General features: G+C 37.2%; 20 protein-coding genes. 15 read left to right on the top strand and 5 right to left on the bottom strand.

What is annotated here, in order from left to right; genetic code table 11:
- Positions 1 to 32 precede the first annotated feature (32 nt).
- Complete coding sequence (era, locus tag ACM5BR_RS08600; RefSeq protein WP_416827263.1) at positions 33 to 938, top strand: GTPase Era; 906 nt, start codon at positions 33 to 35, stop codon at positions 936 to 938.
- A gap of 45 nt (positions 939 to 983) precedes the next feature.
- Here the strand turns inward: era and ACM5BR_RS08595 are convergent, their stop codons facing one another.
- Positions 984 to 2,732 carry a SulP family inorganic anion transporter gene (locus ACM5BR_RS08595; RefSeq protein ID WP_416827262.1) on the bottom strand — a complete coding sequence of 583 codons (1,749 nt, stop codon included), beginning with the start codon at positions 2,730 to 2,732 and terminating at the stop codon, positions 984 to 986.
- A 59-nt stretch (positions 2,733 to 2,791) separates the two neighbouring features.
- Complete coding sequence (locus tag ACM5BR_RS08590; protein WP_416827261.1) at positions 2,792 to 3,115, bottom strand: ArsR/SmtB family transcription factor; 324 nt, start codon at positions 3,113 to 3,115, stop codon at positions 2,792 to 2,794.
- Between the two features lie 340 nt (positions 3,116 to 3,455).
- Between ACM5BR_RS08590 and ACM5BR_RS08585 the strand changes: the two genes are divergently transcribed.
- The 11 genes from ACM5BR_RS08585 (at position 3,456) to ACM5BR_RS08535 (ending at position 12,544) form a co-directional block, all read left to right on the top strand.
- Positions 3,456 to 3,596, top strand: a complete 141-nt coding sequence (locus tag ACM5BR_RS08585; protein WP_416827260.1) for a YqzL family protein — start codon at positions 3,456 to 3,458, stop codon at positions 3,594 to 3,596.
- Between the two features lie 34 nt (positions 3,597 to 3,630).
- Positions 3,631 to 4,380 carry a DNA repair protein RecO gene (gene recO, locus ACM5BR_RS08580; protein ID WP_416827259.1) on the top strand — a complete coding sequence of 250 codons (750 nt, stop codon included), beginning with the start codon at positions 3,631 to 3,633 and terminating at the stop codon, positions 4,378 to 4,380.
- Positions 4,381 to 4,553: 173 nt separating this feature from the next.
- Positions 4,554 to 5,192, top strand: coding sequence for a helix-turn-helix transcriptional regulator (locus ACM5BR_RS08575; RefSeq protein WP_416827258.1), 639 nt, complete (start codon positions 4,554 to 4,556; stop codon positions 5,190 to 5,192).
- A 26-nt stretch (positions 5,193 to 5,218) separates the two neighbouring features.
- Positions 5,219 to 6,028 (top strand): pyruvate, water dikinase regulatory protein, encoded by an 810-nt coding sequence (locus ACM5BR_RS08570; RefSeq protein ID WP_416827257.1) that lies wholly within the window; start codon positions 5,219 to 5,221, stop codon positions 6,026 to 6,028.
- 431 nt (positions 6,029 to 6,459) lie between these two features.
- On the top strand, positions 6,460 to 6,651 hold the full coding sequence (locus tag ACM5BR_RS08565) for a DUF188 domain-containing protein (protein WP_416827256.1): 192 nt from the start codon (positions 6,460 to 6,462) through the stop codon (positions 6,649 to 6,651).
- A 38-nt stretch (positions 6,652 to 6,689) separates the two neighbouring features.
- A complete protein-coding gene (locus ACM5BR_RS08560; RefSeq protein WP_416827255.1) occupies positions 6,690 to 6,845 on the top strand; it encodes a hypothetical protein in 156 nt (51 codons plus the stop codon).
- A 37-nt stretch (positions 6,846 to 6,882) separates the two neighbouring features.
- Positions 6,883 to 8,655 (top strand): DNA primase, encoded by a 1,773-nt coding sequence (dnaG, locus tag ACM5BR_RS08555; protein ID WP_416827254.1) that lies wholly within the window; start codon positions 6,883 to 6,885, stop codon positions 8,653 to 8,655.
- Positions 8,656 to 8,713: 58 nt separating this feature from the next.
- Positions 8,714 to 9,832: an RNA polymerase sigma factor RpoD gene (gene rpoD / locus ACM5BR_RS08550; RefSeq protein ID WP_416827253.1), complete on the top strand. Its 1,119-nt coding sequence runs from the start codon at positions 8,714 to 8,716 to the stop codon at positions 9,830 to 9,832.
- A 375-nt stretch (positions 9,833 to 10,207) separates the two neighbouring features.
- Entirely contained in the window at positions 10,208 to 10,558 is a 351-nt protein-coding gene (gene cccA, locus ACM5BR_RS08545; RefSeq protein WP_416827252.1) for a cytochrome c550, read from the top strand.
- A gap of 160 nt (positions 10,559 to 10,718) precedes the next feature.
- Positions 10,719 to 11,426 (top strand): tRNA (adenine(22)-N(1))-methyltransferase, encoded by a 708-nt coding sequence (locus ACM5BR_RS08540; protein WP_416827251.1) that lies wholly within the window; start codon positions 10,719 to 10,721, stop codon positions 11,424 to 11,426.
- On the top strand, positions 11,423 to 12,544 hold the full coding sequence (locus tag ACM5BR_RS08535) for a Nif3-like dinuclear metal center hexameric protein (protein WP_416827250.1): 1,122 nt from the start codon (positions 11,423 to 11,425) through the stop codon (positions 12,542 to 12,544). The genes ACM5BR_RS08540 and ACM5BR_RS08535 overlap by 4 nt, the downstream gene beginning before the upstream one ends.
- Positions 12,545 to 12,604: 60 nt before the next feature.
- On the opposite strand, the gene ACM5BR_RS08530 is transcribed toward ACM5BR_RS08535, so the two are convergent.
- Positions 12,605 to 13,546 carry a 4-hydroxy-3-methylbut-2-enyl diphosphate reductase gene (locus tag ACM5BR_RS08530; protein WP_416827249.1) on the bottom strand — a complete coding sequence of 314 codons (942 nt, stop codon included), beginning with the start codon at positions 13,544 to 13,546 and terminating at the stop codon, positions 12,605 to 12,607.
- A gap of 170 nt (positions 13,547 to 13,716) precedes the next feature.
- A complete protein-coding gene (gene vrrA / locus ACM5BR_RS08525; protein ID WP_416827248.1) occupies positions 13,717 to 14,556 on the bottom strand; it encodes a VrrA/YqfQ family protein in 840 nt (279 codons plus the stop codon).
- Positions 14,557 to 14,721: 165 nt separating this feature from the next.
- Between vrrA and ACM5BR_RS08520 the strand changes: the two genes are divergently transcribed.
- Both ACM5BR_RS08520 and ACM5BR_RS08515 read left to right on the top strand, forming a co-directional pair.
- Positions 14,722 to 16,023 (top strand): DEAD/DEAH box helicase, encoded by a 1,302-nt coding sequence (locus ACM5BR_RS08520; RefSeq protein WP_416827247.1) that lies wholly within the window; start codon positions 14,722 to 14,724, stop codon positions 16,021 to 16,023.
- A 97-nt stretch (positions 16,024 to 16,120) separates the two neighbouring features.
- Positions 16,121 to 17,017 (top strand): deoxyribonuclease IV, encoded by an 897-nt coding sequence (locus ACM5BR_RS08515; protein WP_416827875.1) that lies wholly within the window; start codon positions 16,121 to 16,123, stop codon positions 17,015 to 17,017.
- A 13-nt stretch (positions 17,018 to 17,030) separates the two neighbouring features.
- Here the strand turns inward: ACM5BR_RS08515 and ACM5BR_RS08510 are convergent, their stop codons facing one another.
- On the bottom strand, positions 17,031 to 17,288 hold the full coding sequence (locus ACM5BR_RS08510) for a DUF2624 domain-containing protein (RefSeq protein ID WP_416827246.1): 258 nt from the start codon (positions 17,286 to 17,288) through the stop codon (positions 17,031 to 17,033).
- A 425-nt stretch (positions 17,289 to 17,713) separates the two neighbouring features.
- Here ACM5BR_RS08510 and ACM5BR_RS08505 point away from each other — a divergent pair, with 425 nt between their 5' ends.
- Positions 17,714 to 18,145, top strand: coding sequence for a Fur family transcriptional regulator (locus tag ACM5BR_RS08505; protein ID WP_416827245.1), 432 nt, complete (start codon positions 17,714 to 17,716; stop codon positions 18,143 to 18,145).
- The last annotated feature ends 5 nt before the right edge of the window (positions 18,146 to 18,150 follow it).

The following is an 18,150-nucleotide window of genomic DNA, read 5'->3' as shown; positions in this document are numbered from 1 at the left end:
CTACCTGAAGACATTTACATCGGAGGCATTATATGAATAAAGAATATAAATCAGGTTTTGTTAGTATTATTGGTAGACCAAATGTAGGGAAATCAACTTTTCTAAACCGGACCATTGGACAAAAAATCGCGATTATGAGTGATAAACCACAAACAACGCGAAACAAAATACAAGGTGTTTTTACACAAGAAGATGCGCAAATTATTTTTATTGATACACCGGGTATACATAAACCAAAACATAAACTCGGCGATTTCATGATTAAGATGGCAGAGAATACATTAAAAGAAGTGGATATTGTATTATTTATGATTAATGCAGAAGAGGGACTTGGCCGTGGTGACGAGTTTATTATTGAAAAACTAAAATCGACAAAGCGTCCTGTATTTCTAGTCGTAAATAAAATCGATACCATTCATCCAAATGACCTTATGCTCTTAATCGATCAATATCGTACTTTATATGATTTTGCGGAAGTCGTCCCAATTTCAGCATTACAAGGAAATAATATTGAAACGTTAATTGCCGTGATTAAAAAGTACTTACCAGCTGGACCACAGTACTATCCGGAAAATCAAGTGACAGATCACCCAGAACGATTTATTATGGCTGAACTAGTACGGGAAAAAGTGCTCCATCTAACCCGTGAAGAAGTACCTCACTCCGTTGCTGTTTTCATTGATGCGATTGAAAAGCGTGATGGTGGTGCAGTTTATATTAATGCCACAATCATTGTAGAACGTCCTTCTCAAAAAGGAATTATAATAGGCAAACAGGGTAGCATGCTAAAGGAAATCGGAAAGCGTGCACGACTTGATATTGAAATGCTGCTAGGTTCGAAGGTCTTTCTAGAGCTTTGGGTAAAAGTAGAAAAGGATTGGCGTAATAAGCTATCTCAGCTTCGTGATCTTGGCTTTCGAGAAGATGAATATTTATAAAAAAACAAAAACCTACATTCGTGTAGGTTTTTTGTTTTTTCAATATTAATTGGTTGCTATTGGCATCTGTTCTTGTTTGCTAGAATTCGAAAGCTGTGTACATTCGTGAAAGGCAAAATGCTTACATCCTATACATGTATGTTTGTCTATCTGTTTAAGAGAGGATGTAATTGCTTCTCCTGTATGTTCGAAGAAGTGTGTTTCTCCAATTTCTTCATATAAACCGTTTTGTTTTAGAACTTCCATTACTTTCGGTGTTATTCCAGCAATGAAAATAGTACCTCCATGACTTTGAAAATGATGAATCATATTTCTAAAATACGCTTCCCCTGTGGAGTCCATAAATGGTACTTGACTCATTCGTAGTATCAAAACATGCGGCTTGTAATGAATTGTTTCCATTATCGATTGTTCAAATGTTTGAGCGGCTCCAAAAAACAATGGTCCTTCAATCGTATATATACTAATTTGTGGACAATTATGAGTGTCCTTCACGACATGAGACATTACTTTTTCTTGTTTGCTGCTATGGTCAGGCAATACCTTCGTAATATTCATGATTTCACTCATTTGTTTTGCAAACAAGAGCGCAGCTAGAATGAGACCAATTTCTACAGCTGTCGTTAAACTTGTAAAAATGGTTAGGAAGAAGGTAACAAGCAAAATAAGAGAATCGCCTGATTTCATTTTGAGTATATGAGCAAAATGATGTCGTTCACTCATATTCCATGCAACAACCATTAATATAGGTGCTGTACTTGCGAGCGGGATATGAGAAGCATAAGGAGCAAATAAAAGCAAGATTAACAGCACAAATATTCCATGAATTATACCCGACATCGGTGAAGCAGCGCCGCTTTTAATATTTGTTGCAGTTCTAGCCATAGCTCCTGTAGCGGGAATCCCTCCAAATAATGGGGTAATAATATTTGCAATTCCTTGTCCTATTAGTTCTCGATTACTATTGTGTTTGCTGTTTGTCATGCCGTCTGCAACGACTGCGGTTAAGAGGGATTCAATTCCTCCTAGCATTGCAATAACAAAGGCAGGTCCAATTAATTTTTGTATACTATCCCATGTGATAGTAGGAAAATGAAAATGAGGAAGAGAATTTGATATCTCCCCATAAGCTGTTCCTATTGTCTGAATATGCTCAGGGTAAAGTAAGCTTGCAAATATACTTGAGACAAGTAAACCAATTAATGGTCCAGGGACCTTTGGAAGCATTTTTGGTGTTAGCAGAATAAGGAGTAGGCATATGATTGCGGTTAGAATGCTGTATAAATTGGTAGTATAAATATGAATAAAAATTTCGTTGAGATTTGCCAAAAATGATTCATGCTTTTGTATACCAATAAGTCCTAAAAAATTTGCAATTTGCCCTACAAAGATAGTGACTGCAATTCCAGATGTAAATCCAATTGTAACAGGGCGTGGAATAAATGTAATAAGTGAACCTAACTTAAATAATCCCATCAGGCATAAGAGAATACCTGCTAACATGCCGGCGATTAATAAATTTTCATAACCATACGTAAGGACAATTCCTATTAGGATAGGGATAAAGGCGCCCGTTGGACCGCCAATTTGATATTTAGAGCCCCCTAATAGAGAAATAATAATCCCAGCTATACACGTTGTATAGATTCCATATTCTGGCTTCACTCCTGAGGCAATTGCAAAGGACATACCTAATGGAATTGCGATTACACCTACAATGATGCCGGCAACGATATCCTTTTTAAATTTTTGCCATGAATACCCTTCAAATCTACCTGTGAATCTAAGCTTCACATAAAACCCTTCTTTTCTTGTTTTAGTTTCATTTCATCTAATGATAATAGATTTTTTCTTTATTCTTCGAGATCTTCTAACATCGAAATCGTATATCCAAGCTGATTATTAAAGATTGCACGAGCAACAGCCAATAGATCTGTTATTATAGGGTCTCGAAGGGAATATAATACCTGTTTTCCCTGTTTTGTGCCAACGACGATATTCTTTGCACGAAGAACACTTAGCTGTTGAGAAACAGCGGATCCTTCACTATTCACAATCGTTTGAATCTCATTTACACTTTTTTCACCTTCACTTAGTATTTCTAAAATACGGATGCGTAAAGGATGTGCAAGTGCCTTAAAGAATTCAGCTTTAAATTGATGTATATCTGTATTCATCCTCCTTCTCCTTTCATTTATCCCGCAATGTAAGGGCAGGAAAGTTTCACTTTATTATTTATACATATTCAAATATCTTGACTTGTATAGGTTACGCTTGTTTACATAAAAACTCAATATGAAATTTAGAAATTAGGCATAAATTATGATGAAAAATATTTAATTTAACAAACGTAAGATGATAAAATGAAAGAACACTTTATTTTCCCTAAGTAGACCTATGTAGATTTTTATATTTTGTAAAGATTTTGTTTAAATTAGAAAAATTTTTCTCACATGAAAATGAACGAATAAGGTCAATTTAATAACAATCGAAATTAGATTCACTAGGGGGAGTCTTATGTTGAATTTTACGTGGAATTTGTTTACCAAGACGGGCAACATTGAAACGTATCTTCTCATAAAAGAACTAGAACAAGAAAAAAAAGATAATCAAGAACAACAGAGTCAAGATCTATCTGATTTTGATTCTCTAATTTGACCTTAGTTCGTTCATTCCTTGGACGGTGATGAACATGTTTCAAAAAGTAGAAGGAATTGTACTTCGCACAAATGACTATGGCGAGACACATAAAATAGTTACTTTTTTAACACGAGAATTTGGAAAAATTAGTGCAATGGCACGTGGTGCGAAAAAGCCTAAAAGTAGGCTAGCTTCTGTTACACAGCCATTTACCTATGGTTACTTTCTAATACAAGTGGGCTCAGGTCTAGGTACCCTTCAGCAAGGTGAGATTGTGTCTTCCGTGCGAGAGATACGGGAGGATATTTTTTTAACAGCATACGCTTCTTTTGTAATGGAATTAACGGATAAGGCAACAGAAGAAAAACAACATAATCCATTTTTATTTGAATTACTTTATCAGACTTTACAATATATGAATGAAGGAGTGGATGCAGAGGTATTAGCACTCATATTTGAAGTGAAAATGCTACCTGTTCTTGGATTATATCCATCTATTGATACATGTGCAGTATGTCAGGAAAGTCATCCTTTTGTCGCCTTCTCTGTTCGAGAAGGCGGCTTTCTATGCGAACGGCATGCAAAACAAGATCAGCATAGTTTTCCTTTATCAGAGGCAGCAAGTAAGCTTATACGCTTGTTTTATCATTTTGATCTGTCAAGGTTAGGAAATGTGTCAGTGAAAGAGGAAACAAAACGGCAAATTCGGCTCGCTATTCGGGCGTACTATGATGAGTATTGTGGGATATACTTGAAATCAAGACGATTTATTGATCAATTGGATAAATTCAAAATGGAATAAGGGAAGATGAAAAGAGAGTTAGCGTATATGGAAATCCATATAGTAGACGATAGTTGCATCAGAAATTGTACATATATGAAGTAAGAATAACGTCCTTTCTTTTTTGCTTAGTCTATTTAGTATATAATAGTAGAGAACTAGCATATACATTTACGCTGCTGTCAATAAAGGTGGTGATTACCATAGAAATTAATAAAAGACAAGAACGAATCGTTCAAATTGTTAAGGATAATGGTCCGATAACCGGAGAAGCAATAGCAGAAAAGCTAAACTTGACGAGAGCAACCTTGCGGCCAGATCTTGCTATTTTAACAATGGCAGGTTATTTAGAGGCGCGTCCACGCGTAGGATATTTTTATACTGGAAAAACTGGTGGACAATTGTTGTCAGAAGCATTGAAAAAACTGACAGTCCGGGCACACATGTCTAGTCCCGTTGTGATAGATACGAATGTATCTGTCTATGATGCAATATGTACGATGTTCCTAGAAGATGTAGGGACTTTATTTATTGTAAATCAAAAGGGACAGTTAGTTGGTGTAGTATCACGTAAGGATTTACTTAGAGCAAGTCTTGGTAAGCAAGATTTAACTGACCTACCTGTTAATATCATCATGACAAGAATGCCAAATATTACAATGTGTAAGAAGGAAGATACGTTGTATGATGTCGCGCAGCGTTTAATTCAAAAACAAATTGATTCTATGCCAATTGTAAAAGACACAGATGATGGATATGAAGTAGTCGGACGTATAACGAAAACAAATATTACACGTGCATTTGTAGATTTGGTTAACAATGAATTGGTGTAACAGTTTATCTAAAGTGAGGGAATGGAATGAGCAATCAAATTGTATATATTGTGTCCGATTCGGTAGGAGAAACAGCTGACTTAGTTGTTCGTGCTGCTATGGGGCAATTTCTTTTTACTCCTGACATTCGCCGTGTTCCATATGTGGAAGATACGGGAACGTTAAAAGAAGTCATTTCAATGGCACAGAGCAATCATGCAATTATTTGCTTCACTCTCGTAAAGCCTGAGATGAGGCAATATTTAATTAAAGAAGCAGCGAAGGAAAAGGTACAAGTGTATGATATTATTGGACCGCTTATCGATCTAATACAATCTACCACGGGAGGTACCCCTCGCTATGAACCTGGATTAGCACGTAAGCTTGATGAGGAATATTTCAAAAAAATTGAAGCTATTGAGTTTGCAGTGAAGTATGATGATGGAAGAGATCCGAGAGGGATTCTGAAAGCGGATATTGTTTTAATTGGATTATCTCGCACATCGAAAACTCCGCTTTCTCAATATTTAGCGCATAAGCGATTAAAAGTAGCAAACGTTCCGCTTGTACCTGAAATTGATCCGCCAGAAGAATTGTTTTCAGTTCCAAAGGAGAAATGTTTTGGATTAAAAATAGATCCTGAAAAGCTGAATTATATTCGGAAGGAACGATTGAAATCATTAGGCCTTAGTGATGGAGCAAATTATGCGAATTTAGATCGAATTAATGATGAGATCAAGCATTTTGAGAAGATTATAGATAGGATTGGATGTACAGTACTTGATGTTTCAAACCGGGCTATTGAAGAATCAGCAAGTGTGATTTTAAATGTGATACAAAATCAACAAAGTTATTAAAGCACATTTCCTTTTGGAAATGTACTTTTTTTGTGAAAAAGTAAAAGTAGTAGTAGCGAATTATAGACTTTTATATTATAATAAAAAATTGTGATAAAAACTCACATTTTACGTTTAGACTTAGTTAGTTACGAATACACTAGGGATAGGATTTGTGTTTGGTATTGTTTAAAAGAGTAAGTACGTCTAGAATATTACAGTTATTTCTTTGGAGAAAACACTCCTAAATAAAGAATAATGGATTGGTGAAGAACGTTCTTCTTTGGTAGCAGGGGAGAGAGTGTCCGCCTTTCTTTGTATACTAGTGCAAAAATCTTACCATTTAAACAAATGCTATGGAAGGATTCACAGAAGGGATGTAGAATAGAGAAATATGCTAAAAATCACGAGGATTTTTATTGATAGTGATGCATGCCCTGTGAAAGAAGAAATTGTTCGGGTTGCAAAAAAAATACGAAGTCGAACTGTATTTCATCGCATCTTATCCACACAAGACGTATTTTAAAGAGGGAAATTGGATTTACGTAGACTCCTTTAAAGACGAGGTAGACTTTTATATCTACAAACATACAAAAAAAGGAGATCTCGTAGTTACCCAAGATATGGGGTTAGCTAGTTGTTAAGAAAGATGTGCAAGTCCTTTCACCAAGAGGTACAAAACTTGATGAAAGGGATATGGAGACAATTTTATACAATCGGTAAATTTCTGCAAGGAGGAACCTTTACAAAAGGTCCAAAGCCTTTTACAAACGAGGATCGCAAGCAATTTTTGTATACTTTACAAAAAATATTGTCGAATCATGAAGGAATCCTTTAACTTATAGCGAATAAAAATACGACACGGGGATGTTGTTATGGGAAATCGAATTCCCGAAGAAGTTGTAGAACGTATTCGACAATCTGTGGACATCGTAGAAGTAATAGGCGATTATGTTCAATTGAAGAAGCAGGGACGCAACTACTTCGGTTTATGTCCTTTCCATGGGGAAAATACACCGTCGTTTTCAGTTTCATCGGATAAGCAAATCTTTCATTGCTTCGGATGTGGTGAAGGTGGAAATGCTCTTTCTTTTATTATGAAGATAGAGAATATATCCTTTGCCGAAGCTGTAATGAGGCTTGGAAATAGAGCAGGTATTTCGATGAATGAATATGTGTCTGAGCCAGAAGAAACAACGGACCATCATTCTGATATGATTAAAGCCCATGAGCTTCTAAAGAAATATTATCACCATCTTCTTATGAATACGCCAGATGCTAAGCCAGCATTAGAATATCTTCTTAACAGAGGAATATCGAAAGAAATGATTTCGAAGTTCGAAATTGGATATGCAAGCGTAGCTTGGGACCATGCAACGCGTGTGTTGCAAAAGCGAGGTTTCGCCTTGGAACAAATGGTGCAAGCAGGTTTGGTTATGAAAAGTGATAAAGATGGTAGCTATTTTGATCGCTTTCGAAATCGTATTATATTTCCCATCCAAAGCTTACAAGGTAAAACGATTGCGTTCAGCGGACGTACATTAGGTGATGATTCACCAAAGTATATGAACAGTCCTGAAACACCAATTTTTCACAAAAGTAGCACGTTATATCATTTCCATCAAGCTCGTGCCATGATGCGAAAACGACAAAGGGTTCTTTTGATGGAAGGGTATGCAGACGTTATTGCAGCAGTAAACAGCGGTTTAGATGAAGCTGTAGCAACGATGGGAACAGCTTTAACAGAAGAACAAGCACGTATACTACGCAGAAACGTTGAATCTGTAGTACTATGCTACGATGGAGATAAAGCTGGTCAGGCTGCCACGATTAAAGCAGGACATGTATTATTGAATGCTGGTTGTCAAGTAAGGGTTGTTCTTATTCCTGATCAATTAGATCCAGATGAATTCGTTCGTAAGCAAGGAACCGATTCCTTTCAGAAGTTAGTCCAGCAATGCATTCCATTTATTGATTTTAAACTGCATTCTCTTCGTTCTGGACGAAATTTACAAGATCCTGAAGAGCAAGGGGAATATGTACAAGCGGTTGTGAAAGAACTAGCAAGGCTAACAACCTTTGTACAGGCTCAGCCTTATTTACAGACGCTGACAAAAGAATTCCCGTACGAGATGGAGGATTTACGTAGTGAACTTCGTAAATATCACCGACAACCAAGCCGTAATGTGCAGGAGCAAAAGCAAAGCGTAGGTTTAAAGCCAAAACTTGCAGGTTATGAAAGATCCGAAAGAGAATTACTATATCATGCCTTGCAAAGTGTAGAGGTTGCGGAAAATCTGCAAAGCTATCTTCAATATTTTCATTCAGAAGAGCATAAAGGGATTTTATACGAAGTGTATGCATATTATGAAAAAGGAAACGAACCGAATATTAGTAAATTTATGGATTGGTTATCTCAGGATGATTTAAAGAAAATCGTCGCTGATATATCGGCGGATATCTTTATAAATCCAACATACTCTCGTGAGTTATTTGAAGGAGATATTCAATCCTTACAAAACCATAAGGAACACTTAGATAAAATGCGGAACATATTTGAATTACGAAAGTTAGAAAAGATAGATCCGAATGTGGCTGCTGCATTTGCTCTAGAGAATATCATCAATAGACGCAAAGCAAGAAAATAGCTGTTGAATAAGAATCAATAATAATCAATTTTTGTATCTCGTGTAAGGAGGGGAACAAATGGCTGACAAATCAGCTCGTTCTAAAGAAATTGAAAATGATGTCACCCTTGACCAAGTAAAAGAACAATTAACAGAACTCGGTAAAAAACGCGGTGTTCTTACCTATGAAGAGATCGCTGAGCGTATGAGCGGGTTTGACATGGAATCAGAACAGATGGACGAATTTTATGAATTTTTAGGAGAACAAGCAATAGAATTAATTGGTGACTCTGACGAAGATCCAAATTCCCATCAGCTTGCAAAAGAAGAGGAATTTGACCTAAATGATTTAAGTGTTCCTCCTGGCGTTAAAATAAACGATCCTGTACGTATGTATCTAAAGGAAATCGGCCGTGTTGATTTACTTTCTGCTGAACAAGAAATTGAGTTAGCAAAACGTATTGAACAAGGAAATGAAGAAGCAAAACGCCGATTAGCAGAAGCGAACCTTAGACTTGTTGTTAGTATTGCAAAACGTTACGTAGGTCGTGGCATGCTATTCCTTGATTTAATCCAAGAAGGTAACATGGGTCTTATTAAAGCAGTGGAAAAATTCGATTACCGTAAGGGATATAAATTTAGTACGTATGCTACTTGGTGGATTCGTCAAGCCATTACACGTGCCATCGCTGACCAAGCACGAACAATCCGTATTCCAGTTCATATGGTTGAGACGATTAATAAATTGATTCGTGTACAACGACAATTGCTTCAAGATTTAGGACGTGAGCCTTCTCCAGAAGAAATTGGTGAAGAAATGGATCTTGCACCTGAAAAAGTTCGCGAAATATTAAAAATAGCGCAAGAGCCTGTTTCATTAGAAACACCGATTGGCGAAGAAGATGATTCACATCTTGGAGATTTTATTGAAGACCAAGAAGCGACATCTCCTGCTGAGCATGCAGCATATGAGTTATTAAAAGAGCAGCTTGAAGACGTTCTAGACACATTAACCGATCGGGAAGAAAATGTTCTTCGTTTGCGCTTTGGCTTAGACGATGGTCGTACTCGAACATTAGAAGAGGTTGGCAAAGTATTCGGTGTTACTAGAGAACGCATTCGTCAAATTGAAGCAAAAGCTTTACGTAAGCTAAGACATCCAAGTCGTAGTAAGCGTCTTAAAGATTTTTTAGAATAGATTCTTTTTGAAAGTTTACTTCTCATATTATGAAGTAAGCTTTTTTTCTTTTGTATTACTTTTTATATTTATCCACAGATTGGATTATGTTTGGCAATTACAATTCTTGTAATTTATTTTACAGAATTGTTTATTGATTTGCAAATGCTCCTTTTTAAATTTTTCGATCAGATTCTATTTGAAGTTACAGCATTATTTACATATGATGACGGATTTTCCACATTCAGCTAGATATTTAGCGTAAAAATAGGATAATCATGTAAAAAAACGTTTTTGCTTTATTTCCTTATATTAACATTTTTTCTCTTTTAAGGTAAAGTGTTTTCAAGTACAATAGAAATGCAAAATCTAATTAGGGGAAGTGAGGATAAGAAAATGAAACGTAATCCGTTAGTTCCATTTGCACTTATCGCTCTAATAGGAATTGCTCTAATGGTTGTTTTTTCATTTCAAGGTGTAAATCAACAAAAGGAAATGGCAACGGCAAAAAATGAACCAAAAACTGCCGAAGCTAAGCCAGAAGAAATTGTAAAGCAAACATGTACAACTTGCCATGGTGCAAACTTAGAAGGATCCGTTGGACCTAATTTACAAAAGGTTGGAAGTAAATACTCTCAAGATGAAATAAAAGGCATTCTAATGAATGGGAAAGGGAATATGCCGGCAGGTTTAGTATCAGGTGATGGAGCAGCAAAGGTAGCCGCATATTTAGCTGAAAAAAAATAATATCTCTGCCCTTTATGGATAAACATAAAGGGTTTTTTTATTTTAGAAGTATTTTGGCAAGTAATGCATCATACTTAAGGAAGTTTCACTTTATATCTTGCAACGAATGCAATAAATTCATATGATGAAGACATACTGAAAAAGGATTGAGGTTTAACAAATGAATGAAGGAAAGTTATCAAAACGATTAGAAGCGGTAGCGATGGAAATACCCTCTCAGTCCGTATTAGCCGATATTGGATCAGATCATGCGTATTTACCGTGCTATGCTGTGTTACAGGGTATGATATCATATGCCATAGCCGGGGAGGTAGTAGATGGCCCATTTCATGCTGCACAATCTAACGTACAGCAATGCGGTCTAGAAGCAAAGATTTCGGTCCGAAAGGGAAATGGGTTGGACGTTCTCCAAGCAGGGGAAGCAGATGTCATTACGATTGCAGGCATGGGCGGCGCCCTGATTCGTGATATTTTGGAACGTGGTAAAGATAAGCTACAAGGAGTTACAAGATTAATTTTGCAACCAAATATAGGTTCGTATGTTGTTAGAAAATGGCTTATGGAAAACGATTGGGAGCTTATTAGTGAGAAAATACTCGAGGAAGACGGAAAAATATATGAAATTCTCGTAGCAGAAGTTGGAGATGTCTATCGACCTTACCGCAATCAATTAGAAGCAGGTCTATTAATGGGTCCTTACCTACTACGTGAACAATCTGATGTATTTCGAAAAAAATGGCTACATGAATTAACGAATTTGCGTCGTATTCATCATCAGCTTGAAGGAGCAGCCCCTGGGGAGGAAACAACGCAAAAACGGGAAGAAATGACTAGAAAAATTCAATTAATAGAAGAGGGATTGGTATGAATAAAATTCCAAATGGTCATGAAATTATCACTATGTTTGAACAATTTTATCCAAAATCTCTGGCTATGGAAGGAGATAGAGTTGGCCTGCAGCTTGGTTCTCTTTCCTCCAAGATTTCTAACGTTTTAATCGCGCTAGATGTAACAGAGGAAGTCGTAAAGGAGGCAATAGCTAAGGAATGTACGTTAATTATTGCACATCATCCATTTATTTTTCATCCTTTAAAAAATATACTGACTGATACACCGCAAGGAAGAATCATTCAAGCTTGTTTACAGCATAACATTGCTGTTTATGCGGCTCATACAAATTTGGATATCGCTCCAGGCGGTGTTAATGACTTGCTTGCAGAAGCATTACAATTACAGCATACAGAAGTACTTGTTCCTACATATGAAGACAAGCTAAAAAAACTTGTCGTGTTTGTTCCGGCTACCCATGCAGAGTCGGTACGTGATGCATTAGGAAATAGCGGAGCAGGATATATTGGAAACTACAGTCATTGTACCTTTGCAGGCTCAGGAGTAGGTGCCTTTTTGCCAAAGGATGGTACGACTCCTTTTATCGGAACACAAGGTGAGCTTACGAAAGTGGAAGAAGTCCGCATCGAAACAGTCTTTCCTGCATCTATAGAGCGGAGTGTTATACAAGCAATGATAAAGGCCCACCCATATGAAGAAGTGGCCTATGATATCTATCCATTAGAAAACGAAGCAAATTCGCTTGGATTAGGTAAAATAGGTAATTTAGTAAATGAAATGACACTCGAACAATTTGCAACATATGTAAAGGAATGCCTAGATGTTCCAGCTGTTCGCGTTATCGGGAATTTGCAAGATTCCATACGAAAGGTAGCTGTGCTAGGCGGAGATGGAAATAAATATTGGAAGCAAGCAAAATTTCGCGGAGCTGATGTGTATATAACAGGAGATTTGTATTATCATGTTGCTCATGATGCGATGGCACTTGGCTTAAACATGATTGATCCCGGACATAATGTAGAAAAAGTAATGAAAAAAGGTGTTCAAAAGAGACTCCAGCATGCATTGCTTGAAAAGAACTTCCAAGTGACAGTGCACAGCTCTACGATACATACAGATCCATTTTTATTTCTATAAGAAAAGACAATCCTGAAACGTACTGTACCAACCATACGTTTCAGGATTGTCTGTTTTTTGTTATTTTGTTTTCACCTTTGGAAGTATTTTACCTAATGGTACTTTTCGTAATCGTTCCCAAGTAGCCGGATTCGTTGGATCGTATTGTTCTAAAAACGAAATGACTTCTTTTGTAATGGGAGTTGGGGTAGAAGCACCTGCAGTAACAGCTACTGTATTTGCCCCTTCAAGCCATTCAAGCTTTATTTCACTTACGTCAGCTACGCGGTACGCCTTTGTATGTGCTATTTCTTCAGATACTTGGGCGAGACGATTAGAATTGTTGCTTTTCGGGTCGCCTACAACAATTGTTACATCTGCTTCTCCTGCTTGCTCTGCAACAGCTTCTTGACGAACTTGCGTAGCTAAACAGATTTCTTTATGAAATTCAGCAGTCTTATAACTCTCTTGTATTTTTTCCATGAGATGCTTCACATCCCATTGGCTCATCGTGGTTTGATTGGTTACTAGAATTTTTTCTGTAGGTATGACTAATTTTGCAATATCTTCCTCGTTACTAATTAAATGAACGATTTCTGGAGCAATGCCGACAGCTCCCTCAGGTTCTGGGTGCCCTTTTTTACCAATGTAAATAATGTGGTAGCCTTCTTCCTTTTTTTGCAGAATTAAATTATGTGTTTTTGTTACATCAGGACACGTAGCGTCAATGGTAGTTAATCCCTTCTGAATCGCACGTCTTTTTACTTCAGGAGATACTCCGTGGGCAGTAAAAATGACCGTACCTGAATCAATTTTATCTAATATTTCTAAGCGATTTGGGCCATCTACCGTAATAATTCCATCTTCTGTAAACGCGTCTGTAACGTGCTTATTGTGTACAATCATTCCTAAAATATAAATTGGTCTCGGTAACGTTGGATCTAGTGCTGCATTGCGTGCAATAACCATCGCATCAACTACGCCATAGCAGTATCCGCGAGGAGAAATTTTAATAATTTTCAAGTTTTTCCTCTCCTTTTTTCAAGGATATATTTTCAGTTTCATGCCTATGAAGTTTGGTAATCCTGAGTATGACTCGTCATGTATCAAGACATACTTAGTTAACCGATATAAGCTATGTCTGCTTTCTTCATTATAATGGAGGAGAAGAGAGAAAACAAAAAGATTGAAATTTAAACGTATAATTTGGGTTTATTCTCAGGGTTATGAGGTTCATGAACAGCTGCTTTGTCCTTTTCTTCTTTTATTTCTAGTGATTTTGTCTTTGTTTTTAGCTGTGGTTCGCTTACAACGACTGCTTCTACGGCCTGGGAAGTATTGCTTGGTTGCTCTTTTTTTTGTAAGGATGATAGGAGCTTCGTTACATTAGGAAAATTTTTAATCATGGGACTGTATTGCTGAACGACTGGCCCGACTGTTTGCGCGACTTTCACGACCTTTTCTACATTTCCAATCATAGAGGAGGGGTCAGCGATTAAATTAGAAAAAAATGAACCGATTCCTCCTTGTGCAGCAGTTGTTGTACTTGGTGTAGTTACCGTACTGCTCATTCTCGCAGCAGAATTGTTATATGGATTCATAACTTGCCCTGCGCCACGTTGCTGTTGCTGGTTTTGGTTAAGTAATTGCGGAGCGTACAATGTCATGTCCTGCTGATTGAGGGGTTGATTTCCAAAAGGGCCGTACGGAGCTTGAGCTTGTTTCTTTTGACCGAATAATTTAGATAAAAATCCCTGTCGTTGTTGCTGCGGTGGTTGCATCGGAGGCATTCCTATTCCTTGATAAGGAAAAGGCTGTTGCTGTCCAGGCATCTGTGGTCCAGGCATTTGTTGTTCAGGCATCTGTGGTCCAGGCATCTGTGGTCCAGGCATCTGTGGTCCAGGCATCTGTTGTCCAGGCATCTGTTGTCTTGGCATCTGCTGTCCTAGCATCTGCTGCCTTGGCATCTGCTGTCCAGGCATCTGTTGCCCTGGCATCTGCTGTCCATAGGGAGGCATTTGTCTTGGAAACATGGTAAACAACCTTCTTTCGTTTAGGTGTATATACTACTGTATGCTTTAGAGAGAAATCAGGTTAGTATTTCATAAGAAAAGTAAACTAAGGATAGATTTATAAAGAAAAATCAGCTATAATGGTGACTTGACTTACTTTTGAACGAATAGAAAGAAGGTGGACGAATGAAAACTGTAACATTCGAGCAGTTCAATTTTCAACCATTTCTCATACAAGCAGTAGAAGAGCTGGGCTTTACAGAGCCTACTGAAATACAACAGAAGGTATTTCCAATTGCAAAAAAAGGTTTGAGTGTTATCGGACAATCTCAAACTGGATCTGGGAAAACTCATGCTTATTTACTTCCATGTTTGGACAAGGTGAATCCACATGATGAGGAAGTACAACTCGTTATTACAGCTCCAACACGTGAACTTGCTAAGCAAATTTACGATGCGGTTTTGAATCTAACAAAATTCTCGAAAGAAGAGATACGCTCACGTTGTTTCGTAGGGGGAACGGATAAAAAGCGTTCGATTGAAAAATTGAAAAAGCAGCCTCATATTGTTGTAGGTACACCTGGACGTATCTATGATTTAGTGGATGAACAAGCACTGCTCATTCACACTGCATCTATGATTGTAATAGATGAAGCAGATATTATGTTGGATATGGGTTTTATTCACGATGTGGATAAGATTGCCTCAAAAATGACAAAAGAGCTACAAATGCTTGTATTTTCTGCAACGATTCCAGAAAAGCTGAAACATTTTATAAAAAAATATATGGAACATCCAGAGTATGTTCACATTAATCCAAAGCATGTAGCAGCAGAAAATCTAGAACACAATCTGATTCCAGTTCGCCATCGGAATAAAATTACATTGCTTCATGATATGCTACTAAAGTATCAGCCTTATTTAGCGATTGTGTTCACCAATACGAAAAAAAGGGCAGAAGAAGTTGCTAATGGATTAGCTGAGCTAGGGCTAAAAGTAGGGCGAATACACGGGGACTTAACACCGCGTGAACGAAAGAAAATGATGAAGCAAATTCAAGATTTAGATTATCAATATATTGTTGCTACCGATTTAGCAGCTCGAGGTATTGATATTGAAGGAATCAGTCATGTCATTAATTTCGAACTACCCGATGATCTGGATTTTTACATTCACCGTGTTGGCAGAACAGCACGTGCTGGTCATTCAGGAGTAGCGATTACGATGTATGATCCTTCTGATGAAGATTCAATTGTAAAGTTAGAAAAACGTAACATTACCTTTAAGTATATAGATCTTAAAGGTGGTGAGTGGGTTGATTTAGGAGCGAGAAACAAACGACAACAACGTAAAAAGCCTGGATCAACTCTGGATAGTATGACGAAAAAGGTAGTGAAAAAACCTACGAAGGTAAAACCAGGATATAAGAAAAAGCTTGCTGCGGATCGGGAAAAAGTAAAGAAGAAATTTCAGAAAAAAACGAAATAGTGTATCTTAGGAAAAAGGGGCAATCTTTGTCCCTTTTTCATTGTCTCAAGTTTCTGCACTGTAGTATGATGGTTATGGCAAATAATAAGAGGTGAAGATTATGAAAATTGGTTCCCATGTTTCGATGAGTGGTAAAAAAATGCTTCTCGGAGCTAGTGAAGAAGCAGTGTCTTATGGTGCTACTACATTTATGGTATATACAGGAGCTCCGCAAAATACGAGAAGAAAGCCCATTGAAGATTTAAATATTGCAGCAGGACAGGCGCATATGAGAGAGCATGGAATTGATGAAATTGTCGTACACGCTCCTTATATTATTAATATTGGCAATACGCAAAATGCTGCAACGTTTAAGCTTGGAGTAGACTTTCTCCGTTCAGAAATTGAACGTACGGAAGCATTAGGATTCGCAAAGCAAATTGTTCTTCATCCAGGAGCTCATGTTGGAGCAGGTGAAAAAGCAGGTATTACGAAGATTATCGAAGGTCTAAACGAAGTCATAACTCCTGAGCAAAATGTACAAATTGCCTTAGAAACAATGGCTGGAAAAGGATCGGAATGCGGTAGAACGTTTGAAGAGCTTGCCGAAATTATATCTGGTGTGACTCTTAATGAAAAGTTATCCGTCTGCTTTGATACGTGTCATACGCATGATGCTGGCTATGATGTAATCCATTCTTTTGATGATGTGCTTGATCAATTTGATAAAATAATCGGTATCGATCGGTTGAAGGTATTGCATATAAATGATAGCAAAAATGAGCTAGGTTCACATAAAGACCGCCACGAGAACATTGGATTTGGTAAGATTGGTTTCGAGGCATTACGCTATATCGTTCATCATCCCCAGCTTGAACTGATTCCTAAAATTTTGGAAACTCCATATGTGGGTGAAGATAAAGCAAATAAAAAGCCTCCTTATAAATTTGAAATTGAAATGCTTGTTAAGAATCAATTTGATCCAGAATTGCTTGAAAAGATAATGCAGCAATAAGGAGAGGACCTCCTTATTGCTTGACTAGATTTTGAAGCAATACATTTACTTGTCTTGCTGTTTCAGGGGACGTTACTTTCGCAATTTTTTTAATAAGTTGTAAGCGTTCTGTATCGTTATAAATATTTATGTTTTGCCCCTTCATGAGAGTAGCCACTTGCTGACATTGTTTCACAGTGATTGCAATGTTATATTCTTTAGCATACTTCATTAGTTCCTCAGCAGTAATTCCATTTAATTTCTTATTCACGATTTGTTGAATAATGTTCAACTAGAAATCCCTCGCTTTCTACACCTTTATCCCGAGTATGACCTCTACTTCAAGGCTTTGTAACCCTGTGCTACGTTAGTGGGGATAAGGCCAATAAATAGAGGGGGTAAGTTTTGCTTTTGTTAGGAATATATGATAAAGAAGCTTGTAAGTATTCCATAGTAGGGATAAGAGATTTTCATCATATGTATTCTCGCAATCGAAATGGGAGATAGTTTACAAGCGCTGTGAAACATACTATAATGCACAGAGGATTAAATCGTAATCATTTCGAAAAAATGAACAGGGTACAAATAACATACATAGATTTAGAAGATCAAGGTGCTGGGATTCATTACGTCATACCAGCTTAACGTAGCCCCTATTTTATTGGGAGCTATTGATTGCTTAGAAGAAGAAAAAACTGCATAAAGTAGGGGATAAGTATGAATCTTACAGAAGCGTTGCAAGTAATGAAGGAGAAGGGATATAAACATACGAAAAAGCGGGAAGATATGCTACGTTTGTTTGCATCCTACAATAAATATTTAACCGCTAAAGATGTGCTTGAACATATGAAAGCTGACTATCCTGGCCTTAGCTTTGATACAATATATCGTAACTTATCTGTATTTGTAATGCTAAATATTTTAGAACAGACAGAATTGAATGGAGAAAAGAATTTTCGCTTTACTTGTCAAACAGATGAACACCATCATCACTTTATTTGTTTAGTTTGCGGAAAAACAAAGGAAATTCATGTCTGTCCCTTGAGTGAAAATTTGAAGGATTTGCAAGGCTATCAAGTGACGGGGCATAAGTTTGAAATATACGGAATTTGTCCGGAATGCAAACAAATTAGTGAGTCTCTTGCATAGTCTTA

It is taken from the genome of Ectobacillus polymachus (assembly GCF_048159605.1).
Lineage (GTDB): Bacteria > Bacillota > Bacilli > Bacillales > Bacillaceae_G > Ectobacillus > Ectobacillus polymachus.
The sequence above is the reverse complement of the archived record's forward strand: the minus strand, read 5'-3'. Positions and strand labels throughout refer to the sequence as shown.